This window comes from Alsobacter metallidurans, assembly GCF_014636935.1.
In the GTDB taxonomy this organism is placed as follows: domain Bacteria; phylum Pseudomonadota; class Alphaproteobacteria; order Rhizobiales; family Beijerinckiaceae; genus Alsobacter; species Alsobacter metallidurans.
The window spans coordinates 1,037,782-1,056,947 of sequence record NZ_BMES01000001.1 but is presented as its reverse complement, the minus strand read 5'-3'; the positions used below and the strand labels follow the sequence as shown (position 1 = coordinate 1,056,947).

Sequence of the window (19,166 nt, the reverse complement as noted above, 5' to 3'; positions counted from 1 at the left end):
GATGAGCGCCAGCCTCGCCCCCATCACGCACGACCCGAACGCCCCGGGCCACTACGTCAACACGGCCCCGTTCGACCCGAGCGCGGCCGAGAAGATGAGCGCGCACGAAGAGGCGTTCTATCGCGCCTCGTCGCTGCAGCTCATCTGGTGGAAATTCAAGCGACACCGGGTGGCGCTGGCCTCGGCGATCTTCCTCGTCGCGCTCTACCTGATGCTGCCCTTCGTGGAGGTGATCGCCCCCTACGGCCTGGCGACGCGCAACGCCGAGCACCTCTCGGCCCCGCCGCAGGGCGTGCACATCATGCACGAGGGCAGCCTGCGGACGCCGTTCGTCTATCCCTACGCGTTCAAGTTCAACCTCGACACATTCCGCCGCGAATACGTCGAGGACCGGACCAAGCCACAGCCGCTGCGCTTCTTCTGCCAGGGCGCGCCCTATGCGTTCTGGGGCGTGATCCAGTCCCGCTTCCATCTCGTCTGCCCGCCGGAGGGCGGCACGTTCTTTCTGGTCGGCACCGACAAGCTCGGCCGCGACCTCTTCTCGCGCATCATCTATGGGGCGCGCATCTCACTCACGGTGGGCCTGCTCGGCATCGCGGTGTCGTTCGTGATCGGCCTGACGCTGGGCGGGCTCGCAGGCTACATGGGCGGCTGGGTGGACGCCACCGTGCAGCGCATGATCGAGGTCCTGCGCTCCCTGCCCGAGCTGCCGCTGTGGCTCGCCCTGTCGGCCGCCTTGCCGGCCAACTGGAGCCCCGTGCTGGTGTTCTTCGCCATCACGCTGATCCTCGGCCTGCTGGACTGGCCCGGGCTGGCGCGCGCCGTGCGCTCCAAGCTGCTCGCCCTGCGCGAGGAAGAGTTCGTGCGCGCCGCCGAGCTGATGGGCGCCTCGCGGGCGCGCATCATCGCGCATCATCTCGTGCCCAACTTCATGAGCCACCTGATCGCCAGCGCGACCTTGTCGATCCCGTCCATGATCCTGGGCGAAACCGCGCTGTCCTTCCTCGGCCTCGGCCTGCGCCCGCCCGTCACCAGTTGGGGCGTGCTGCTCAACGAGGCGCAGAATCTCGCTGCCGTAAACCTCTATCCCTGGCTGCTGGCCCCGATGGTCCCGGTGGTGCTCGTGGTGCTCGCCTTCAACTTCATGGGCGACGGCCTGCGGGACGCTGCGGATCCGTATAGCTGAGGGACGCGTCACCACCCTCCCCTTGAGGGGGAGGGTCGACGGGCGAAGCCCGGCGGGGCGGGGTGACGGTGCGGCTTGGCTGAGCTGTTGACGCCCTTCGCCCGATGTCACCCCACCCCGCCGCTTTGCGGCGACCCTCCCCCCTCAAGGGGAGGGTGGGCGCTTCGCGCCTCTGTTGCGGCGCGCGCCCTCGCCAGCTTGTGAATCGTCTCTTATGATCCCGCATCCCCCTCTCCGGCCCGGACTCATGCCTGAAACACACGGAACGACGAGCTTCATTGCGCCCATCCTGATCTTTTGCCTGAGCGCCGTGCTGGCGGTGCCGATCTTTAAGCGGCTCGGGCTGGGAGCCGTGATCGGCTATCTGGTGGCCGGCGCGGTGATCGGCCCGGCGGGCCTCCGGTTGTTCAACGACGCGGATTCGGTGCGGGGCGTCGCCGAAGTCGGCGTCGTGATGCTGCTGTTCGTGATCGGGCTGGAGCTGAAGCCGTCCAAGCTGCTGGCCATGCGGCGCGACATCTTCGGGCTCGGGGCCGCGCAGTTCCTCGTCACCGGCGCGCTGATCGCGCTCGCCTGCATGACGCTGGGGCTCACGGTGCGCGCCTCGGCCCTGCTGGGCGTCGCCTTTGCGTTGTCGGCCACCGCGATCGCGCTGCAGATCCTGGACGAGCGCGGAACGCTGCAAACGCATCACGGCCAGCGCACCTTCGCGGTGCTGCTGTTCCAGGACATGGCGGTGGTGCCGATCCTCGCGATCGTGCCGCTGCTGGCGCCCGGCACGGCGGCGGCCGGGCCGGATCTCTGGCAGGGGCTGCGCTCCACCGGGGTGGCGGTCGGCTCCATCACGGCGATCGTGCTGGCCGGCCTCTACCTCCTGAACCCGTTGTTTCGCGTGCTGGCCTGGACGGGCGCCCGGGAGGTGATGACCGCGGCTGCGCTGCTGGTGGTGCTGGGCTCCGCCATCATCATGGAGCACGCCGGCATGTCGATGGCGCTCGGCGCCTTCCTGGCCGGGCTGCTGCTGTCGGAATCCAACTTCCGGCACCAACTGGAAGCCGACATCGAGCCGTTCCGCGGGCTCCTGCTCGGGCTGTTCTTCATGAGCGTCGGCATGGGCATGGACGCGACCGTGATCCTGTCGCGCGCGCTGCCGCTGGCGCTGGCCGCCGTGGGGCTGATCGCGCTGAAGATCGCGGTGGCGTTCGCGCTGGAGCGCTGGATGGGGTCGCAGCCGCGGGACGCGCTGCGCAGCGCCGCCCTGCTCGCGCCGGCCGGCGAGTTCGCCTTCGTGCTCGTCCCCATGGCGGGCGCGCTCGCGATCCTGGACGCGCAGGCGGCGAGCCTCGCCTCGGCGCTGGCGGCGCTTACCATGGTGCTCGGGCCGATCACCGCCAAGGCGATCGAGATCGGGATCGAGCGCCGCGACGCCGCCCGGCCGGAGCCGGAATTCGACCCCGCGAGCTTCGACGGCGCGCAGGGCAGCGTGCTGGTGATCGGGTTCGGCCGCTTCGGCCAGCTCACCACGCAGGTGTTGCTCGCTGACGGCGTCGACGTCACCGTGATCGACAACAACGTCGACCGCATCAAGGCGGCGGGCAAGTTCGGCTTCAAGGTTTACTACGGCGACGGCGCGCGGCTCGACGTGCTGCGGGCCGCCGGGGCCGGGCAGTCGCGCGTGATCGCCGTGTGTGTGGACGACCGGCAGGCGGCGCTCACCATCGTGGAGCTCGTGCGCGAAAACTTCCCGCTCGCCCAGGTGCACGCCCGTGCGTATGACCGCATCCACTCGATTGACCTGATCAAGGCCGGCGTCGACTACCAGATGCGCGAGACGCTGATCTCGGCGCTGGAGTTCGGCCGCGAGACCCTGATCGCCCTTGGCGCCGAAGCCTCCCGCGCCGAGGAAGTGCGCCTCGGCGTGCGCGAGCGCGACGAGCAGCGCCTGGCGCTCCAGCAGGTGGAGGGCAAGCTGCGTCCGGCGGACTTCAGCAAGCTCGTTCCGCGGCTGACGCCGGAGCCGCTGACGGCGCCGAAGGCGCGCTCCAAGGCGCTGACGGCGGAAACCCAGGACGTGATGGATATCCCCACGATTGAATGAGGGCGTCGGCCCACACGCGCATTGGAAAAATGCACAACCCGTGAGACCTTGCGCTTGCAATGTCATGATCCGGTTTTCCGGGGACGTCATGCGGGCGCAGGTCTGGGACCGGGATGATCAATCTGTTCGACATGATGCAAAAGGCGCAGGGCGGGAACGCCCTGGATGCTTTTTCCCGCCAGTTCGGCCTGACGCCGCAGCAGAGCGAGGCCGCCGTTGACGCGCTGCTGCCGGCCTTTACGCTGGCGCTGCGCCAGCAGCTGAAAAACCCGCAGGCCTGGCCCTTTCTGATGGCCGCCCTGTCGATTCCGCCGACGCAGCAGCCTGGCGCGATCCAGCCGTTCTCGCCGCAGGGGATGCAGCAGGGCCAGCAGGTGATGGCGGCGCTGTTCGGCTCGCCACAGCTCGGTCCGCAAATCGCCCAGCAGGCGGCGACCGCCACCGGCATGAGCTCGGCCGTGATGCAGCAGATGATGCCCGCCATGGCGGCCATGCTGACCGGCGGCGCGTGGCAGACCTTCGGCGGCGCGATGGCGAGCGCCATGGAGGCTTTCTCCAAGGCGATGGGCGGCAAGCCCGAAGCCAAGCCGGCCGCCTTTCCGATGGGCGTGCCCGAGAACTGGGGCGAGATCCTGGGTGAGCTGGTGGGCGGCCCGCCGCCGCCCAAGCCCGAGCCCGCCAAGGCCGACGAGCCCAACATGTTCGACCCCGCCGGCATCGGCGCCATGCTGGCCGGCATCATGGAGCGCGCCGCGACGCCGAAGGCCGATGCGCCCGGCGAAGCGCCCTCACCCGTCGCCGACACGCCGCCCGCGCCGGGTGCGCCTGATCAGACCGCCCCGGCTGCGGCCCCGACCGCGCCGGATTTCGACGCCTTCACGCAATTGGTGGAAACTGGCCGCGAAGTGCAGCAGCAGCACCTGCGCAATCTCCAAAACGTGATGACCCAGGTGTGGGGCGGCGAGAAACCCGAGACAACGCCCTCCAAGTGAGTGGCCGTTTGAGCTCGAGGCCCCCATTTCCTCCCGCCAATGCGAGCCGGAGGCGGAGCGATGCAGCCTTACGCCGGGCCTTTCACGCTGGATTGCTTCGCTAGCGCTCGCCACGACGGCGAGGAGGTGGCGCCGCGGAGCGGAACGCGCGCGTGCGCCCTCCGCCTCGAGTTTTGCGTTTGTGCAAGCATCTGACCCGTTCCTGTCATTGCTTCGTTGCGCCGGGGGCTTTAATGAACGGGTCCCGCGCACCCCTCGCGCCGGAGTTCAGGATCTCCCATGGCCCGTGACCAGTCCGACCCGACGCCGATTGAAAGCCGCGCCGAGCTGGTCGCCTGGTTTGAACAGGGCAACAAACCCGCGTCCGAGTTCCGCCTCGGCACCGAGCACGAGAAGTTCGGCTTCTACGCGCACGACCACGCGCCGGTGCCGTATGCGGGCGCAAGGGGCGTCGAGGCGATCCTGAAGGGTCTTGAATCGCGCATCGGCTGGGAGCCGATTCTAGACGGCGAGGCCATCATCGGGCTCGCGGACCCGATGGGCGGCGGCGCCATTTCGCTGGAGCCCGGCGGGCAATTCGAGCTCTCGGGCGCCCCTGTGGAAACGCTGCACGAGACGCGTTCCGAGCTGGTGCAGCACATGGAGGCCGTGAACTCGGTGGCGGGCCAGATCGGCGTGCGCTTCCTGGGGCTCGGACACAGCCCCGTGTGGACGCGCGAGCAGACGCCCGTGATGCCCAAGCAGCGCTACGGCATCATGCGCCGCTACATGCCGCAGGTGGGTTCGCGCGGGCTCGACATGATGTTCCGCACCTGCACGGTGCAGGTGAACCTCGACTTCGCCTCCGAGGCCGACATGGTGCGCAAGCTGCGCGTGTCGGTGGCGCTGCAGCCGATCGCGACGGCGCTGTTCGCCAACTCGCCGTTCACGGAGGGCAAGCCCAACGGCTTCAAGACCGTGCGGTCCGAGATCTGGCGCGACACGGACAACGACCGCTCGGGCATGATCCCGTTCGCGTTCGAAGACGGCATGGGCTTCGAGCGCTATGTCGACTACGCGCTCGACGTGCCGATGTATTTCGTGAAGCGCGGCGACCATTACCACGACGTCGCCGGCGCCTCGTTCCGCGACTTGCTGGACGGCAAGCTCGCCCAGCTGCCGGGCGAGCGCGCGACGATCTCGGACTGGGCCAACCACCTCTCGACGCTGTTTCCCGAGGTGCGGCTGAAGCGCTACCTGGAGATGCGCGGCGCCGACATGGGGACGTCCGACATGGTGGTCGCGCTGCCGGCGTTCTGGGTGGGGCTGCTGTATGACGAGGCGGCGCTGGACCAGGCCTGGCAGCTGGTGAAGGGCTGGACCGCCGACGATCGGCAGGCGCTGCGCGACGCGGTTCCGCGCCAGGCTCTGGACGCCACCGTGGCGGGCCGCAGCGTGCGCGACGTCGCCCGGGAGGTGCTGGCGCTCGCCCGGCAGGGGCTGGCCCGCCGCGCCAGGCTCGACGACGGACAGGACGAGACGCGCTACCTCGCGCCGCTGGACGAGGTCGTGGCCACGGGACGCACCCGCGCGGACGTGCTGCTGGAGCAGTTCCACGGCGCCTGGGGCGGCTCGGTCGACCCCGTGTTCGACCAGAACGCGCTCTGATCGCCGCGACGGCAGCGCGCATGACCACGGCGGCGCGCTTGCGCTATCGTGCGGCATGACCAGCGCACGGCCCTCCTCTCCCCGTATCGCGCTCGCCCTCGGGGGCGGCGGCGCGCGCGGCCTCGCGCACATCGCCATGCTGGAAGCGCTGGACGAGCTCGGGCTGCGGCCGGCCGCGATTGCGGGCACCTCCATCGGGGCCATCGTGGGGGCCGCCTATGCGAGCGGCGTTTCGGGCAAGGACCTGCGCGCCTATGCGCTGTCGCGGCTGCGCGACCGCGCTCAGGTGATGTCGCGCGTGCTGCAGGCGCGCGTCGGCAAGCTCACGGACCTGTTCTCCGGGCTCGGCAACCCGGTGCTGGTGGACGGCGAAAAGCTGCTCGACCTGTTCTGGCCGGAGGCCGTGCCGGATGCGATCGAGGACCTGGCGATCCCGTTCCAGGCGGTGGCGACGGACTATTACGGCCGCGTCGAGCACCGCTTCGCGAGCGGGCCGCTGGTGAGCGCCGTCGCGGCCTCCATGGCGATCCCCGGGCTGGTGCGGCCGGTGCTGGCCGGCGGGCGCGTGTTCATTGACGGCGGGGCCGTGAACCCGCTGCCGTTCGAGGGCATGGACGGCCCCGGGACCGTGGTGATCGCCGTGGACGTGACGGGCGGACCGGTCCCCGACACCAAGGCCGCCCCGGAGGCATCCGAGGCCATGCTGGGCGCATCGCAGATCATGCAGGGCGCGATCGTGGCCGAGAAGCTGAAGGCGCGCGCGCCCGACATCCTGGTGCGTCCGGCCGTGGACGGCTTCCGGGGTCTCGACTTCTTTCGCGCCAAGGCGATTCTGCTGGCGGCCGAGCCCGCCAAGGAGCAGTTCAAGCGCGACCTCGACGCGGCGTTCGCGCCGGCCAGGGTCAGCGCCGCTCGGCGAAAAAGGCCCTGAGCATCGTGGCCGCCTCGCTCTCGCGCAGCCCGCCATAGACCTCTGGGGCGTGGTGGCAGGTGGGCGACGCGTAGAGCCTGACGCCATGCTCCACCGCGCCGCCCTTGGGGTCGCCTGCGCCGAAATAAAGCCGCCGGATGCGCGCGAACGAGATCGCGCCGGCGCACATCGGGCAGGGCTCCAGCGTGACGTAGAGATCGCAGCCGACCAGCCGCTCGGAGCCGATCGCCGCGCAGGCCTGCCGGATGGCCAGCATCTCGGCATGCGCGGAGGGATCATGGTCCGCCAACGTCCTATTGCCCGCCACCGCCAGAACGGCGCCGTCGCGCACCACCACGGCGCCCACCGGCACCTCGCCTCGCGCTGCGGCGGCGCGCGCCTCGTCCAGCGCCAGCGCCATGGGGTCGGGACGGATTTCGGGCACGGCGAGGTCCTTGTCGGCAAGGAAGTTTCGTGAAGCCGATACCACTTCGGCACGAAATGCTCTATCAGCGGCCAATGAACGACAGAACGAATGATCGCGGCGGCGGCAAGGGCCGGCCTCCATCCCGTGGCGGCGCCGGCGGCGGCGACAGCCGCGGCGGCAAGAGCTTCGGCCCACGCTCCGGCGGACCCGCAAAGGGCCGCGGCGGCGACGACCGCCCCGCGCGCGGTCCGCGTCCCGAGGGCGACGCCCGGCCGAGGCGCTTCGACGGCGACCGCCCGGCGCGCCCGGAGCGGCCCGCGACAGGCGACCGGCCGCAGCGCAGCGCCCGACCGCAAGGTGACCGGCCACAAGGTGATCGGCCGCAAGGCAGCCGGCCCGCGCGCGCCGAAGGCGGCGAGCGGTTGTTCCGGGCCCGCCCCGAGGGCGGCGAACGCAAGAGCTTTGGCGCGGGACGCGCAGCGCCAAAGGGCGACTTCAAAGCACGCGACGACGCCAAGGGCGGCCGTGACTTCAAATCCCGCAAAACCGCCGAGGCGGCGCCGCGCAAGGAGTTTTCCGAGCGCATCGCCAAGGTGATCGCCCGCGCGGGCCTGTGCTCGCGCCGCGACGCCGAGGCGTGGATCGAGGCCGGCCGCGTCGCCGTGAACGGCGTGACGCTGACCAGCCCGGCGCTGGACGTGAACGCCAACGACAAGATCGTGGTGGACGGCGCGCCGCTGCCGACTCGCGAGCGCACGCGCTTGTTCATGTTCCACAAGCCGCGCGGCGTGGTGACCACGGTGCGCGACCCTGAGGGCCGTCGCACCGTGTTCGACGCGCTGCCGCCCGGCCTGCCGCGCGTGATCACGATCGGACGCCTCGACATCAACACCGAGGGCCTGCTGCTGCTCACCAATGACGGCGGGCTGGCGCGCGTGCTGTCGCTGCCCGAGACCGGCTGGCTGCGCCGCTACCGCGTGCGCGCCTTTGGCGAGATCACGCAGCCGCAGCTCGACGCATTGCGCGACGGCGTCACCGTGGAGGGCATGAACTACGGCCCCGTGGAAGCCACGCTGGACCGCGCGCAAGGCGACAACGCCTGGCTGACGCTGGGCCTGCGCGAGGGCAAGAACCGCGAGGTCAAGAAGATCCTCGAGCATCTGGGCCTGCAGGTGAACCGGCTGATCCGGCTCTCCTTCGGCCCGTTCCAGCTCAACGAGTTGCCCGAGGGCGCGGCCGAGGAAATCCCCACCCGCGTGCTGCAGGACCAGCTCGGGGTCGATCTCGCCGCCCAGGCGGAGGTGGACTTCGACGCGCCGGTATTCGTGTATGACGAGGACGACTTCCGGCCCAAGGCCAAAACGGCGCGCGACGCCGTGACGGGCGACGACCGCCCGAAGCGGCGCAGCCGTGACGACGCCCCCGAGCGCGGCGCCGGCCGCAGCTGGGGCCAGGACCGAGACGACCGTGGCGGTCGTGACGACCGTGGCGGTCGGGACGACCGCGGGGCTCGCGACGACCGTCGCCCGGCGGGCCGTTTCGGCGAGACGGAGGGCGACGAGAAGCCCAAGCCCAAGCGCCGGCATCCGATGGAGCCGCTGACCAGCATCTGGCGCGCCGACGACGCCGAGGCCAACGTGCCGCGCGGCAAGGTCCCGCGCCGGGGCGCCGACCCCAAGCTGGCCCGCGCCGAAAGCGCCGACAAGGTGCGCTCGCGCGCCGGCGCGGTGAAGGACCCCAAGGGCCGCGCCGTGAAGGTGGAGCGGATCAAGGCCGATCCGGCCGCCTTCGAGCGCGAAACGCCCCGAGAGGACCGCCCCCAGCGTCGCGCTTCCGCAAGGCCGCGCGACGATGGCGCGGAGCGGCCGCGGTCTGACAGGCCCTTCCGGGCCCGCCCAGAGGGCGACCGGCGCGAGCGCCCGGCGGGCGAGCGCGGCGAGCGGCGCAGCTTCGGCGACCGGCCCACGGGCGGCCCCAAGCGCAGCTTCGGCGGCGACCGGGCCGGCTCAGGCGAGAAGCGTAGCTATGCGCCCCGCGAACGCGACGAGCGGCCGCGCAGCGGCGGCGATGACCGGCCCAAGCGCGATCTGTGGTTCGAGGGACGCAAGGCTGACGGCGAGGGCGGCGCGCGCAAGCCGCGCACCTTCAAGCCGCGCGACGATCGTGGCGGCGAGGGCTTCAAACCCAGGGGCGAGCGGCCCGCCGGCGGCGGCGATCGACCCGCACGGGGAGATCGCCCCACGCGGAGCGATCGGCCCGAAGGCGGGTTCAAGGCGCGCGGCGACAGGCCGAGCGGCCCCGGCGGTTCGCGCGGCGGTCCTGGCGCGTCACGCGGAGCTCCTGGCGGCAAGCCGGGCGGCTTCTCCAAAGGGCCCGGCCGTGGCGGCTCGGGTCCTGGGCGCGGCGGCTCCGGCGGCGCGGGCGGACGTCCGCCCCGGCGGCCGCGCGAAGGCTGACCCATGCGGATCGTCGGCGGCCGGTTCAAGGGCCGGGCGCTCGCGAGCCCGAAGACGCAAGCCGTGCGGCCGACCTCCGATCGGCTGCGCGAGACAATCTTCAACATCCTCGCTCATGCGCACGAGGACCCGGTCCACGGCGCGCGCGTGCTCGACCTCTTCGCCGGCACGGGCGCGATGGGGCTTGAAGCGTTGTCACGCGGCGCCGCCTACGCGCTGTTCGTGGACGATTCCGCAGAGGGTCGCGGCCTGACGAAAAGCAACATCGAGGCGCTCGGCGCCGCCAGCCTCAGCAAGGTGTTTCGCCGCGACGCGACCAAGCTCGGGGCCGCGCACCCGAACGCGCCCTTTGGGCTCGTATTCTGCGACCCGCCCTACGGCAAGGGCCTCGCCCCCCTGGCGCTCGCCTCCGCGCTCGCCGGCGGCTGGCTGGCCCCAGGCGCGCTGCTGGTGGTGGAAGAGCACGCCGAGGCAGAACTCACGCTGCCGAACGGCTTCACGCTGCTGGAACGGCGCGACTACGGCGACACGCAGGTGGCGTTCGCGCGCGTGGCGCCGTGAGGCGGCGTTCGACTCCGCTGGCTCAAGCGGTGGGACGACGCTTCAATCAGCGAAAAGCGACTGCAAGGACGAAGACAGTCGGCGCGCGGTGATCGGGTCGAGAACGCCGAGGTAGCGGCGAAGGCGCTCCTTGCTGACCGCGCGTAACTGGTCGGTGCAGAGTTCGCCCCGAACGCCGTCGAACAGCAGCGGCACGCGGTGATCCCAACCGCGCCTCCTCGATGTCAGCGGAACGATAAGGGCCGTCGCCAAGGTGGCGTTCAGGCGGTCGGGAGACACCACGACGCATGGCCTCTTCTTGGCGATCTCGGAACCGACGACTGGATCGAGATCTACGAGACAGGCTTCGAAACGACTGGGCGCCGGAGGCCGTCGAAATCGTTCGGCCATTCCCATTCCTCGTGATCGAAATCAGTTTCGCCGATCCGGCTCAAAACGCTGTCTTCGTCCGCCGATCCAACACCGTCGATGCCCTCGGCCTCAACGTGTTCGTCCGCGGCAGTCAGAACGACTTCGTCGCCGCGCAGCTCGACGTTCACGGCATGGGTAACCCCCGCCGCGTCAAGGATCTCATCCGGCAGGCGCAAACCGCGTGTGCTGCCCAGGTTCACGATCGTCGACTTCATTCCGAAATCATAAGTGAACGCTTGCCAACCAACAAGCGCCCCTCACCGTCGCCCGAACAGCCGCTCGATGTCGGCGAGCTTGAGCTCCACATAGGTCGGCCGGCCGTGGTTGCACTGGCCGGAGAGCGGCGTCGCCTCCATCTCGCGCAGGAGGGCGTTCATTTCCTCCGGCTTGAGGCGTCGACCGGCGCGCACCGAGTGGTGGCACGCGAAGGTCGCCAGCACGTGGTCGAGGCGGTCTTCCAGCGCCAGGGCGCCGCCCCATTCCTCCAGCGAGTCCGCGAGGTCGCGCACCAAGGCGGCGACGTCCGCGCCCGCGAGCGCGGCCGGGACTTCGCTCACCGCGACCGCGCCGGGGCCGAAGGGCTCGATCACGAGGCCGAGCGCGGCGAGCAGGTCCGCCTTTTCGGCCAGCCGGTCGACCTCCACGGGGTCGAGGTCGACCACGGCGGGGATCAGCAGCATCTGGCGGGAAACACCGCCGGCGGCGGCGCGCTCGGCCTTCAGGCGCTCGTAGACGAGGCGTTCGTGCGCGGCGTGCTGGTCGACGATCACCACGCCGTCGCGGGTCTGCGCGACGATGTAGGTGTCGTGCAGCTGCGCCCGGGCGGCGCCGAGGGGACGTTCCAGCTGGTCCGGCGCGGGCGCGAAGGCGGCCGCGCGGCCGTCGGCCGCAGGGTCGGCGAGAGTCGCGAAGGCGGCCTGGGCGGCTTCGGCGAAGCCGAAGGCGGGGGCGGGGCCAGTGTCGTAACCGGCGGGCCCAGGCGGCTCAGCGGGGGCGGCCGGGCTGGCGCGCCAGTTCCAGTCGAGGTTGCGCGTCGCCGGCGAGGCGAGCCAGGAGCGCGGCGCCTGCGCGCCGGTGTGGGCCCGCAGCGCGTCGATGGTCGCCGACCCCACCGTGTTGGAAGCGCGGTGGCCGGCGCCGGCCAGCGCCTGCTTCAGCGACCCCACCACGAGGCCGCGGATGAGGCCGGGGTCGCGGAAGCGCACCTCGCTCTTGCCCGGGTGGACGTTGACGTCCACCAGTCGCGCCGGGCAGGTGACGAACAGCGCCAGCGCGGGGTGGCGGCCGCTCGGCACCACGTCCGCGTAGGCGCCCTTCACGGCGCCGAGCAGCAGCTTGTCGCGCACCGGGCGACCGTTGACGAAGAGGTGGATGGCCGCGCCGGTGGGCCGGTGCGCGGTGGGCAGGCCAGCGAGGCCGGCGAGGCCGACGTCCTCGCGCCAGGCATCCACCGGCAAGGCGTTGTCGACGAAATCGCGGCCCATCACCTGCGCCAGGCGGCGGGCCAGCGCGGCGGCGGGGTCGAGGTCCACGGCGGCGGGGTAGTCCAGCGCCGGAGCGCCCTCCCCGCCCAGTTCGAAGCGCACGTGCGGATGCGCCATGGCGAGGCGCTTCAGCATGTCGGCGACGGCCTGCGCCTCGGCGCGGTCGGTCTTCAGGAATTTGAGGCGCGCCGGGGTGGCGTAGAACAGGTCGGCGATCTCGACGCGGGTGCCGCGGTCGACGGCGGCGGGGCGGACGCTATGCTTCAGTCCGGCGTCCACCAGGATGGACGAGCCATGCGGCGCGCCGTTTCGCCGGGTCGCGATGTGGAGACGCGCCACCGCCCCGATGGAGGGCAGCGCCTCGCCGCGGAAGCCCAGCGTGTCGATGGCGAACAGGTCGCCGTCCGGCAGCTTGGAGGTGGCGTGGCGCTCCACCGCGAGGTCGAGGTCCTCGGGCGTCATGCCGAGCCCGTCGTCCACCACGCGGATGAGGCTGCGCCCGCCGCCCTCGATCACCACCTCGATCCGGCTGGCGCCGGCGTCCAAGGCGTTCTCGACGAGTTCCTTCACGGCTGAGGCGGGCCGCTCCACGACCTCGCCGGCCGCGATGCGATCCACCAGCACGGGATCGAGGCGACGAACGGCCATGATCAAAGCGACGCCCAGCGAACCGGGCTGCGGGTGGTGATTCCCAGGTTGGACATGGCCACAGAGTAGGACGCGCCGGCGCCTCGGGCTAGGGCTGGATCGCCTCCCCTCGCGGCTCTCCACGAGAGAAGCGAGGGCGGCCGCAAGCGGCGGGCCGGACTAGTCGAAGCCCGCCGCCTTGAAGGCGGCTTTGCCTTCAGGCCCGGCGATAAAGGCCAGGAACGCGGACGCGACGGGGTTCCTGGCGCCGGCCGGCGTCAGAGCCGCCGTGTAGGTGCTGACGAGTTGCTGGGCCTCGGGCAGGTATCCCGCAAAGTCGACGCCCGCGACCGCCTGCACTTCGCTGGCCTGCGTGATGCCGACGGCGGCGCGGCCCTCCGCGACCTCCTTCATCACGTCGAGGCCGTCCTTCTGCAGGTTCGCCTTGGCGTTCACGACGTCGGCGACGCCCAGCTGCTCGAGCAGCTTGGCGAAGTGGATGCCCGTGGTGGCGCCCGTCCCGGGGTCGCCATAGCCGACGCTGGCCGCCGCCAGCAGGGCCGCTTTCAAGGCCTCGGGGGTCGAAAGGTCAGGCTTCGGAGCGCCGGACCGCACCGCCATGGCGACGCGGACCTGTCCGAGGTCGCGCGCCTCCCCGGCAACCTTGCCGGCTTTCACCAGCGTGGCGATGCTGGCGCGGCTCGACGCCACGATTTCGGCGGCCTCGCCGCCCTCGATGCGACTCGTCACCACGCCGGCGGTCGCATAGGCGCCGCGAACCTCATGGCCGGTGCGCAGGCGGAAGTCCTCCGAAAGCTTCTCGATGGTGTGTTTCACCGCGCCGGTGCCGACGAGCCGGATCTCGCCCGCGGTGGCCGAACCGGCGCCGAGTCCCGCGGCTCCCGCAACGATGAATGCTGTAACCTTCATGCGTTCCTCCCGGGCGCCGCTCGCGGGCGCCTCCGGGCGCAGCTTCGGGCGTGTGCTCGCCGCATTCAAGCCAGGAGCGACAACGTTCACGCAGCCTTGAGAAGGAGCCGCTTAACGGCTTGGCATTTGGCATCCCACTTGCAGAGCAAGAGCTTCCTTCAAGGGAGCCCGCAATGCACCGCAGATTGCTGTCCGCAGCGTTTATCGCCGTTCTGGCCGGTTCGGCCGCCGTGTCTTCGATCGCCTCCGCCGAAACCGTGGTGCGCTATGGCATGTCGCTGGCCGACATCCCGCTGACCACCGGCCAGCCCGACCGCGGCGCGGGCGCCTACCAGTTCACCGGCTACACGCTGTACGACCCGCTGGTCGCCTGGGAGATGGACGTCTCCGACCGCCCGGGCAAGCTCGTGCCGGGCCTCGCGACCGGCTGGACCGTGGACGCCGCCAACCCGAAAGTCTGGCGCTTTTCCCTGCGCCAAGGCGTGAAGTTCCACGACGGCAGCGATTTTAACGCCGACGCGGTAATCTGGAACCTGGACAAGGTGCTGGACGACAAGTCCGCCCAATTCGACAAGCGCCAGAGCGCGCAGGTGCGGCCGAGGCTCCCCTCCGTGGCAAGCTGGCGCAAGGTGGACGACGCGACGGTGGAGATCACCACCAAGGACGTGGACAGCTTCTTTCCCTACCAGATGCTGTGGTTCCTGGTGTCGAGCCCGGCGCAGTTCGAAAAGGTCGGAAAGGACTGGGACAAGTTCGCGTCGCAGCCCTCCGGCACGGGGCCGTTCAAGCTCACCTCGTTTCAGCCGCGCCAGCGCGCCGAGATGGTGAAGAACGACGGCTACTGGAACCCCAAGCGCATCCCGAAGGTCGACAAGCTCGTGCTGGTGCCGCTTCCTGAGGCGCTGAACCGCACCAACGCGCTGCTTTCCGGGCAGGTGGACATCATCGAGGCGCCGGCGCCCGACACCGTGCCGCAAATCAAGAGCGGCGGGTTCAAGATCGTCGACAACGTAACGCCCCACGTCTGGAACTATCATCTGAGCGTGCTGCCCGGCTCGCCGTGGACGGACATCCGCCTGCGCAAGGCCATGAACCTCGCGATCGACCGCGCCGGCCTGGTGGAGCTGCTGGGCGGGCTGGCGAGCCCCGCCAAGGGTCAGGTCGACCCGTCGAGCCCATGGTTCGGCAAGCCAAGCTTCGACATCAAGTATGATCCGGAGGCCGCCAAGGCGCTCGTGAGGGAAGCAGGCTACTCGCCCGAGAAGCCGCTGAAGGCGACCTTCGCGATCGCGACCGGCGGAACCGGGCAGATGCAGAGCCTGCCGATGAACGAGTACATTCAGCAGAACTTGAAGGAGGTCGGCATCGACGTGTCGTTCAAGCCGGTGGAGCTGGAGGTGCTCTACACGCAATGGCGCAAGGGCGCGAAGGACGAAATGAACGCCAGCGTGTCGGCCAACAACGTCGCCTACGTGACGTCGGACCCGCTTTACGCGCTGGTGCGCTTTTTCCATTCGGGCCAGGTGGCGCCGGTGGGCGTGAACTGGGGCTACTACGCCAACCCCAAGGTGGACGCGCTGATCGACCAGGCGAAGAAGAGCTTCGACGTGGCCGAGCAGGACAAGCTGCTCGCGCAGGCGCACACGCTGATCGTCGACGATGCTGTGCTGGTCTGGGCCGTGCACGACACCAACCCGCACGCGCTCTCGCCCAAGGTGAAGAGCTTCGTGCAGGCGCAGCACTGGTTCCAGGATCTGACCACCATCGGGATGCAGTAGCGCGCCATCGAGCGGCGGCGCAGCGATGCGCCGCCCTCCGAGTTGATCGCCGGCGAGCCTGTGGCGCGTTGTCGCTGGCGCTATAATCTACAGATGTGGCGGACGCCGTTGCGCCGTGCAGGCCGCCCCGGCGGCGCTTGGGACAGCCGTGGTATTGAGCGATGTGAAACAGGGATAGATCCTGCATATCCCCGGTATGCGAGCGCCCAATGGGCGGCTTGGCACAGAGCCGCTCTGCCAGCGTCATCATTTCCATTGCAAATCAATGGCTTACATGCACGCAGGCAGCTGTACTACAAACCCGCGCCGGACGTTCAGCACCGCAGCCGTGACGAGCCTACCCAGCCCGCCAGCGCCCCAGGGCGATCTCTTGCTAAAATCGATTTAACGACCTGATAAATGTGGACTTAATCGGCTCTTCAGAAATCCGCGCCAGAAAAGAGAGGTCTTACAACTCTCGGACTATATTAGTGCTCCCTACAGACTATGCGAGCGCCATCGCGATCCCCCGCGCGACTGGCGACACGTGGCGCGCGATTCCGGCGCGCTGCGCCGAAACGCTTGCGATACTGGGGGCGATCACGGCCATTCTGGTCCCGCTACTCTTGCTCGAGTTGGGCGCCCGAGGGCCGGGGCCCTACGCGATAGTGGTCAATCCTTTCGGGGCGGAAGCCGCCGCCTCGCTGGTGGCGCGCAGCGACGGCCAGATCGTGCGCGCCGCCAGTTGGTCCTGGATCGTCATCGCAACCGCTGACGACGACGGATTCCGGGCCCGGCTGCGCCGGGCCGGCGCATTGCTGGTCCTCAGCCCGCTGTCGTCCTTCGCCTGCGCCACTCCGTCCAAGAGCTGACCCATGACCATGCTTCAACAATTTCGCGCGTGGGTCGCGCCACGGTTTCTTGCGTTTCTCTGGTTCAACGCCGCCTTGGTGGCCGGCCTCGCGCTGCTGGCCGAGCGTGAGCAGGCTGCGCTGCTGATCGCCGTCAGCCTCACGCTGACGCTGGCGTGCTCAGCCGCCTACCGCGCCTGGGGCACGGTCCTGGCGACGCGGGTCGTAACCTCCATCGCGATTGTGGCCTACGGGGCGCTTTATCTGCTCTGCGCCGAGGGTTCGGGCGTCATCCTGGACGTCCACATGACGTTCTTCGCCGCGCTGGCGATCGCGGCGGCGTGGTGCTGCTGGCGGTCCCTCGTGGCGGCGGCCGGCTTCGTGGTCTTGCACCATCTCGTGCTGAACGCCGTGTATCCGGGCGCGGTGTTCCCGGCCGCGTCCAGCATGGCGCGGGTTCTGCTGCACGGCTTCGTGGTGGCGGTGGAAGTGGCGGCCCTGTCGTTACTCACGAGCAAGCTCGCCGAAGCCTTCGGCACCAGCGAGCGGGCGCTCGCGCAGGCCGAAGAATCGCGCGCCGAAGCCGCTAGGCTGGCGGCCGACTACCAGCTCGTGGCGGAGCGCGAGAGCCGCGCACACCGGCACATCGTCGACATGGCCAGGGCCTTTCCGCAGACGATCGCGGAGCTGCGCGGATCGTTCGATCAGGCTGCGCGCGAGATGCACGACACCAGCGGGTCGCTCACCACGATGTCGACCAGCGCGTCGGAGCTCGCCACCCAGGTGGAGGATTGCGCGGCCTCGACGGCCGAGCGCGCCCCGATGGTGCACATGGCCACGCAGGAGCTGACCAGCGCGATCGGCGAGATCGCCAACCGGATGAGCGAAACCGCAATGCTAACCTGCCAGGGCCGCGACCGCGCAGCCGAGGCGCAGGCGTTGGCCGACGAGCTCTCGGGCTCGATCGACCGCATCGCCTCCTTCGTGGACATGATCCGCAACGTCGCCCAGCAGACCAACCTCCTGGCCCTCAACGCCACCATCGAGGCGGCGCGCGCCGGCGAGGCCGGCCGTGGCTTCGCGGTGGTGGCCAACGAGGTGAAGTCCCTCTCGGCCCAGACCGCCACGGCGGCGGTCGCGATCGAGCGGCAGGTGGACGAAGTGGTGAGCATCTCCAAGCGCACCGTGGACGGCGTTCGGTTCTTCGCGTCGGCGCTGGACAGCATCGACGAGAGCGCCATCGAGATCGCCGCCTCGGTGGAGCAGCAGCACGCCGCCATCGAGGAAATCGCCACCGCGGTGAGCTTCATCTCGCGTGGCGCGGAGAACATGCGCGAGTTCTCGACGCGGGCGGCGGGCGCGGCGGACCGCACCAAGGGCAGCGCGCTCACGGCGGGCAGCGCCGCCACCTCGGTCCAGCTCGCGGCGGACCGGCTCAACACGGATGTGGAGCGCTTCCTGCACAAGCTGGTGCAGGAAGTCTGACGCGCCGGCGCCTTACTTGGTGAGGCGGGCGACCACCACGGCCTGCTTGAACAGCGCCGCCATGGCCTCCGCGATGCCCTGGGATGGGCTGACCTCGAAGAACAGGCCCGGGCTGGCGCAGGCCGACATCCGGGGGCTGATCGCGCCCGCGAAGGGCGCCAGCCAGGTGTTGTACCAACCGTTGGTCGGCAGCGGCAGGTAGGTGGTGTAGAGCACCGCGATCCGGACTCCGCGCGCCTTGATGGCGTCGCACTGCGACACCGTGATGGGCGCCTGGCAGCGGCCGCCGCCGGCTGTCGGCCGGCTGCAGCCGGTGGGGTTGTACTCATCCGCCACGCCGTCCGAGACCAGGAACATCACCTTCTGGGGCGTGGACGGGCCGGAGCCGTCGCCCGGATCCGAGATGGTCTGGTTGGCGGCCTGCATGATCGCGGTCAGCGGCGTCAGCATGTCGTTGTTGTAGTTCTGGTACGGCACCGTCATCAGGTCGATCGTGCCCGCCTTGGCTTTTGCGTTGGCCAGGATGGGGGTCAGCGGCGTAATTTCGGTGAGCTTGGCGTTGGCGGCGTCGGCGCCGAAGTCATAGATGCCGATGCGGAACTGGTTCGGCATCGCGGCGAGGCTGGCGGCCGTGTCCATCAGGCTCTGAGTCGCGGAGCGCAGCACGTCGATGCGGGTCGTGACGCCCAGTTTCTTGGCGAGGTCGTAGTAGTTGTTGGCGTTCGACATGTCGTGGCACGCAAAGGCGCACTTGTCGCTCGTGTTGGCCACCATCTTGGCGATGTCGGCCGTGGTCGCGCCCACGCCCATGGAGGGCGAGTTGTCGAGCACGAGGTAGAAGTCAAGGTAGGGCGCGCGGCTCTGCGCGGATGTCGCGTAGCCGTTGGCGGTCATCCACTCCATGCCCACGACGCCGCCAAGCGTCGTGCGCATGCGAGCCGTGTAGGAAAGCTGCGCGGTGCGGTCGACACCCTTGTCGCTCACGGTGACGTTCAGTCCATCGACGTTCAGCGGCCGAGCGTTGTCGGCGAGGGTGGAGAACAGGTCCTGCGCGATCTTGCGGGCCGCCTCGGCCGAGGCCGTATTGGTGGAGTTGCTGGTGGCCGCCAGCACGGCTGCATCGGCGGCTGCGTCGAGCTTGGCTTTCGCGGATGCGAAGCGCGTGTAGTCCATCGCCACGCCGGCGAAGAGCACCATCGGGATCAGCACGAACGCGAACACGACCGCGACGGCGCCGCGCTCATCGGCTCGAAGGCGTCGGGCGTGGGCAGCGAACATCGTACTCTATCATCCGGACGAGCAACCATGTGCGCTCGGTTGCCGAACGATAGTCTTCGACTCTAT

General features: G+C 69.9%; 16 protein-coding genes. 10 read left to right on the top strand and 6 right to left on the bottom strand.

What is annotated here, in order from left to right; genetic code table 11:
* Nucleotides 1–22 precede the first annotated feature (22 nt).
* The 5 genes from IEV99_RS04585 (at nucleotide 23) to IEV99_RS04565 (ending at nucleotide 6,854) form a co-directional block, all read left to right on the top strand.
* The gene (locus IEV99_RS04585) at nucleotides 23–1,186 is read left to right on the top strand and encodes an ABC transporter permease (RefSeq protein ID WP_371875778.1); all 1,164 of its coding nucleotides are present in this window, start codon (nucleotides 23–25) and stop codon (nucleotides 1,184–1,186) included.
* 247 nt (nucleotides 1,187–1,433) lie between these two features.
* Nucleotides 1,434–3,284: a monovalent cation:proton antiporter-2 (CPA2) family protein gene (locus tag IEV99_RS04580; RefSeq protein WP_188516521.1), complete on the top strand. Its 1,851-nt coding sequence runs from the start codon at nucleotides 1,434–1,436 to the stop codon at nucleotides 3,282–3,284.
* A 113-nt stretch (nucleotides 3,285–3,397) separates the two neighbouring features.
* Nucleotides 3,398–4,276, top strand: coding sequence for a DUF937 domain-containing protein (locus tag IEV99_RS04575; RefSeq protein WP_188516520.1), 879 nt, complete (start codon nucleotides 3,398–3,400; stop codon nucleotides 4,274–4,276).
* Between the two features lie 279 nt (nucleotides 4,277–4,555).
* Entirely contained in the window at nucleotides 4,556–5,923 is a 1,368-nt protein-coding gene (locus IEV99_RS04570; protein ID WP_188516519.1) for a glutamate--cysteine ligase, read from the top strand.
* Between the two features lie 55 nt (nucleotides 5,924–5,978).
* Complete coding sequence (locus IEV99_RS04565) at nucleotides 5,979–6,854, top strand: patatin-like phospholipase family protein (protein WP_188516518.1); 876 nt, start codon at nucleotides 5,979–5,981, stop codon at nucleotides 6,852–6,854.
* On the opposite strand, the gene IEV99_RS04560 is transcribed toward IEV99_RS04565, so the two are convergent.
* Complete coding sequence (locus tag IEV99_RS04560; RefSeq protein ID WP_188517645.1) at nucleotides 6,826–7,254, bottom strand: nucleoside deaminase; 429 nt, start codon at nucleotides 7,252–7,254, stop codon at nucleotides 6,826–6,828. The genes IEV99_RS04565 and IEV99_RS04560 overlap by 29 nt on opposite strands.
* 98 nt (nucleotides 7,255–7,352) lie before the next feature.
* Between IEV99_RS04560 and IEV99_RS04555 the strand changes: the two genes are divergently transcribed.
* Nucleotides 7,353–9,716, top strand: a complete 2,364-nt coding sequence (locus IEV99_RS04555) for a pseudouridine synthase (RefSeq protein WP_188516517.1) — start codon at nucleotides 7,353–7,355, stop codon at nucleotides 9,714–9,716.
* Nucleotides 9,717–9,719: 3 nt separating this feature from the next.
* A complete protein-coding gene (rsmD, locus tag IEV99_RS04550; protein WP_188516516.1) occupies nucleotides 9,720–10,277 on the top strand; it encodes a 16S rRNA (guanine(966)-N(2))-methyltransferase RsmD in 558 nt (185 codons plus the stop codon).
* A gap of 42 nt (nucleotides 10,278–10,319) precedes the next feature.
* Here rsmD and IEV99_RS04545 read toward each other — a convergent pair whose 3' ends face one another.
* From IEV99_RS04545 to IEV99_RS04530, 4 genes are all read right to left on the bottom strand, one after another.
* Nucleotides 10,320–10,667: a type II toxin-antitoxin system PemK/MazF family toxin gene (locus IEV99_RS04545; RefSeq protein ID WP_188516515.1), complete on the bottom strand. Its 348-nt coding sequence runs from the start codon at nucleotides 10,665–10,667 to the stop codon at nucleotides 10,320–10,322.
* The gene (locus IEV99_RS04540) at nucleotides 10,610–10,903 is read right to left on the bottom strand and encodes an AbrB/MazE/SpoVT family DNA-binding domain-containing protein (protein ID WP_188516514.1); all 294 of its coding nucleotides are present in this window, start codon (nucleotides 10,901–10,903) and stop codon (nucleotides 10,610–10,612) included. Before IEV99_RS04540 ends, IEV99_RS04545 begins: the two co-directional genes overlap by 58 nt.
* A gap of 42 nt (nucleotides 10,904–10,945) precedes the next feature.
* Nucleotides 10,946–12,820, bottom strand: coding sequence for a DNA mismatch repair endonuclease MutL (mutL, locus tag IEV99_RS04535; protein ID WP_188516513.1), 1,875 nt, complete (start codon nucleotides 12,818–12,820; stop codon nucleotides 10,946–10,948).
* Nucleotides 12,821–12,979: 159 nt separating this feature from the next.
* On the bottom strand, nucleotides 12,980–13,729 hold the full coding sequence (locus tag IEV99_RS04530) for a substrate-binding domain-containing protein (RefSeq protein ID WP_188516512.1): 750 nt from the start codon (nucleotides 13,727–13,729) through the stop codon (nucleotides 12,980–12,982).
* Nucleotides 13,730–13,902: 173 nt separating this feature from the next.
* Here IEV99_RS04530 and IEV99_RS04525 point away from each other — a divergent pair, with 173 nt between their 5' ends.
* The 3 genes from IEV99_RS04525 (at nucleotide 13,903) to IEV99_RS04515 (ending at nucleotide 17,822) form a co-directional block, all read left to right on the top strand.
* Nucleotides 13,903–15,507 (top strand): ABC transporter substrate-binding protein, encoded by a 1,605-nt coding sequence (locus tag IEV99_RS04525; protein WP_188516511.1) that lies wholly within the window; start codon nucleotides 13,903–13,905, stop codon nucleotides 15,505–15,507.
* 470 nt (nucleotides 15,508–15,977) lie between these two features.
* A complete protein-coding gene (locus IEV99_RS04520; protein ID WP_188516510.1) occupies nucleotides 15,978–16,358 on the top strand; it encodes a hypothetical protein in 381 nt (126 codons plus the stop codon).
* Between the two features lie 3 nt (nucleotides 16,359–16,361).
* Nucleotides 16,362–17,822 (top strand): methyl-accepting chemotaxis protein, encoded by a 1,461-nt coding sequence (locus IEV99_RS04515; RefSeq protein ID WP_188516509.1) that lies wholly within the window; start codon nucleotides 16,362–16,364, stop codon nucleotides 17,820–17,822.
* Nucleotides 17,823–17,834: 12 nt separating this feature from the next.
* Here IEV99_RS04515 and IEV99_RS04510 read toward each other — a convergent pair whose 3' ends face one another.
* Complete coding sequence (locus tag IEV99_RS04510) at nucleotides 17,835–19,100, bottom strand: TadE/TadG family type IV pilus assembly protein (RefSeq protein ID WP_188516508.1); 1,266 nt, start codon at nucleotides 19,098–19,100, stop codon at nucleotides 17,835–17,837.
* Nucleotides 19,101–19,166 lie beyond the last annotated feature (66 nt).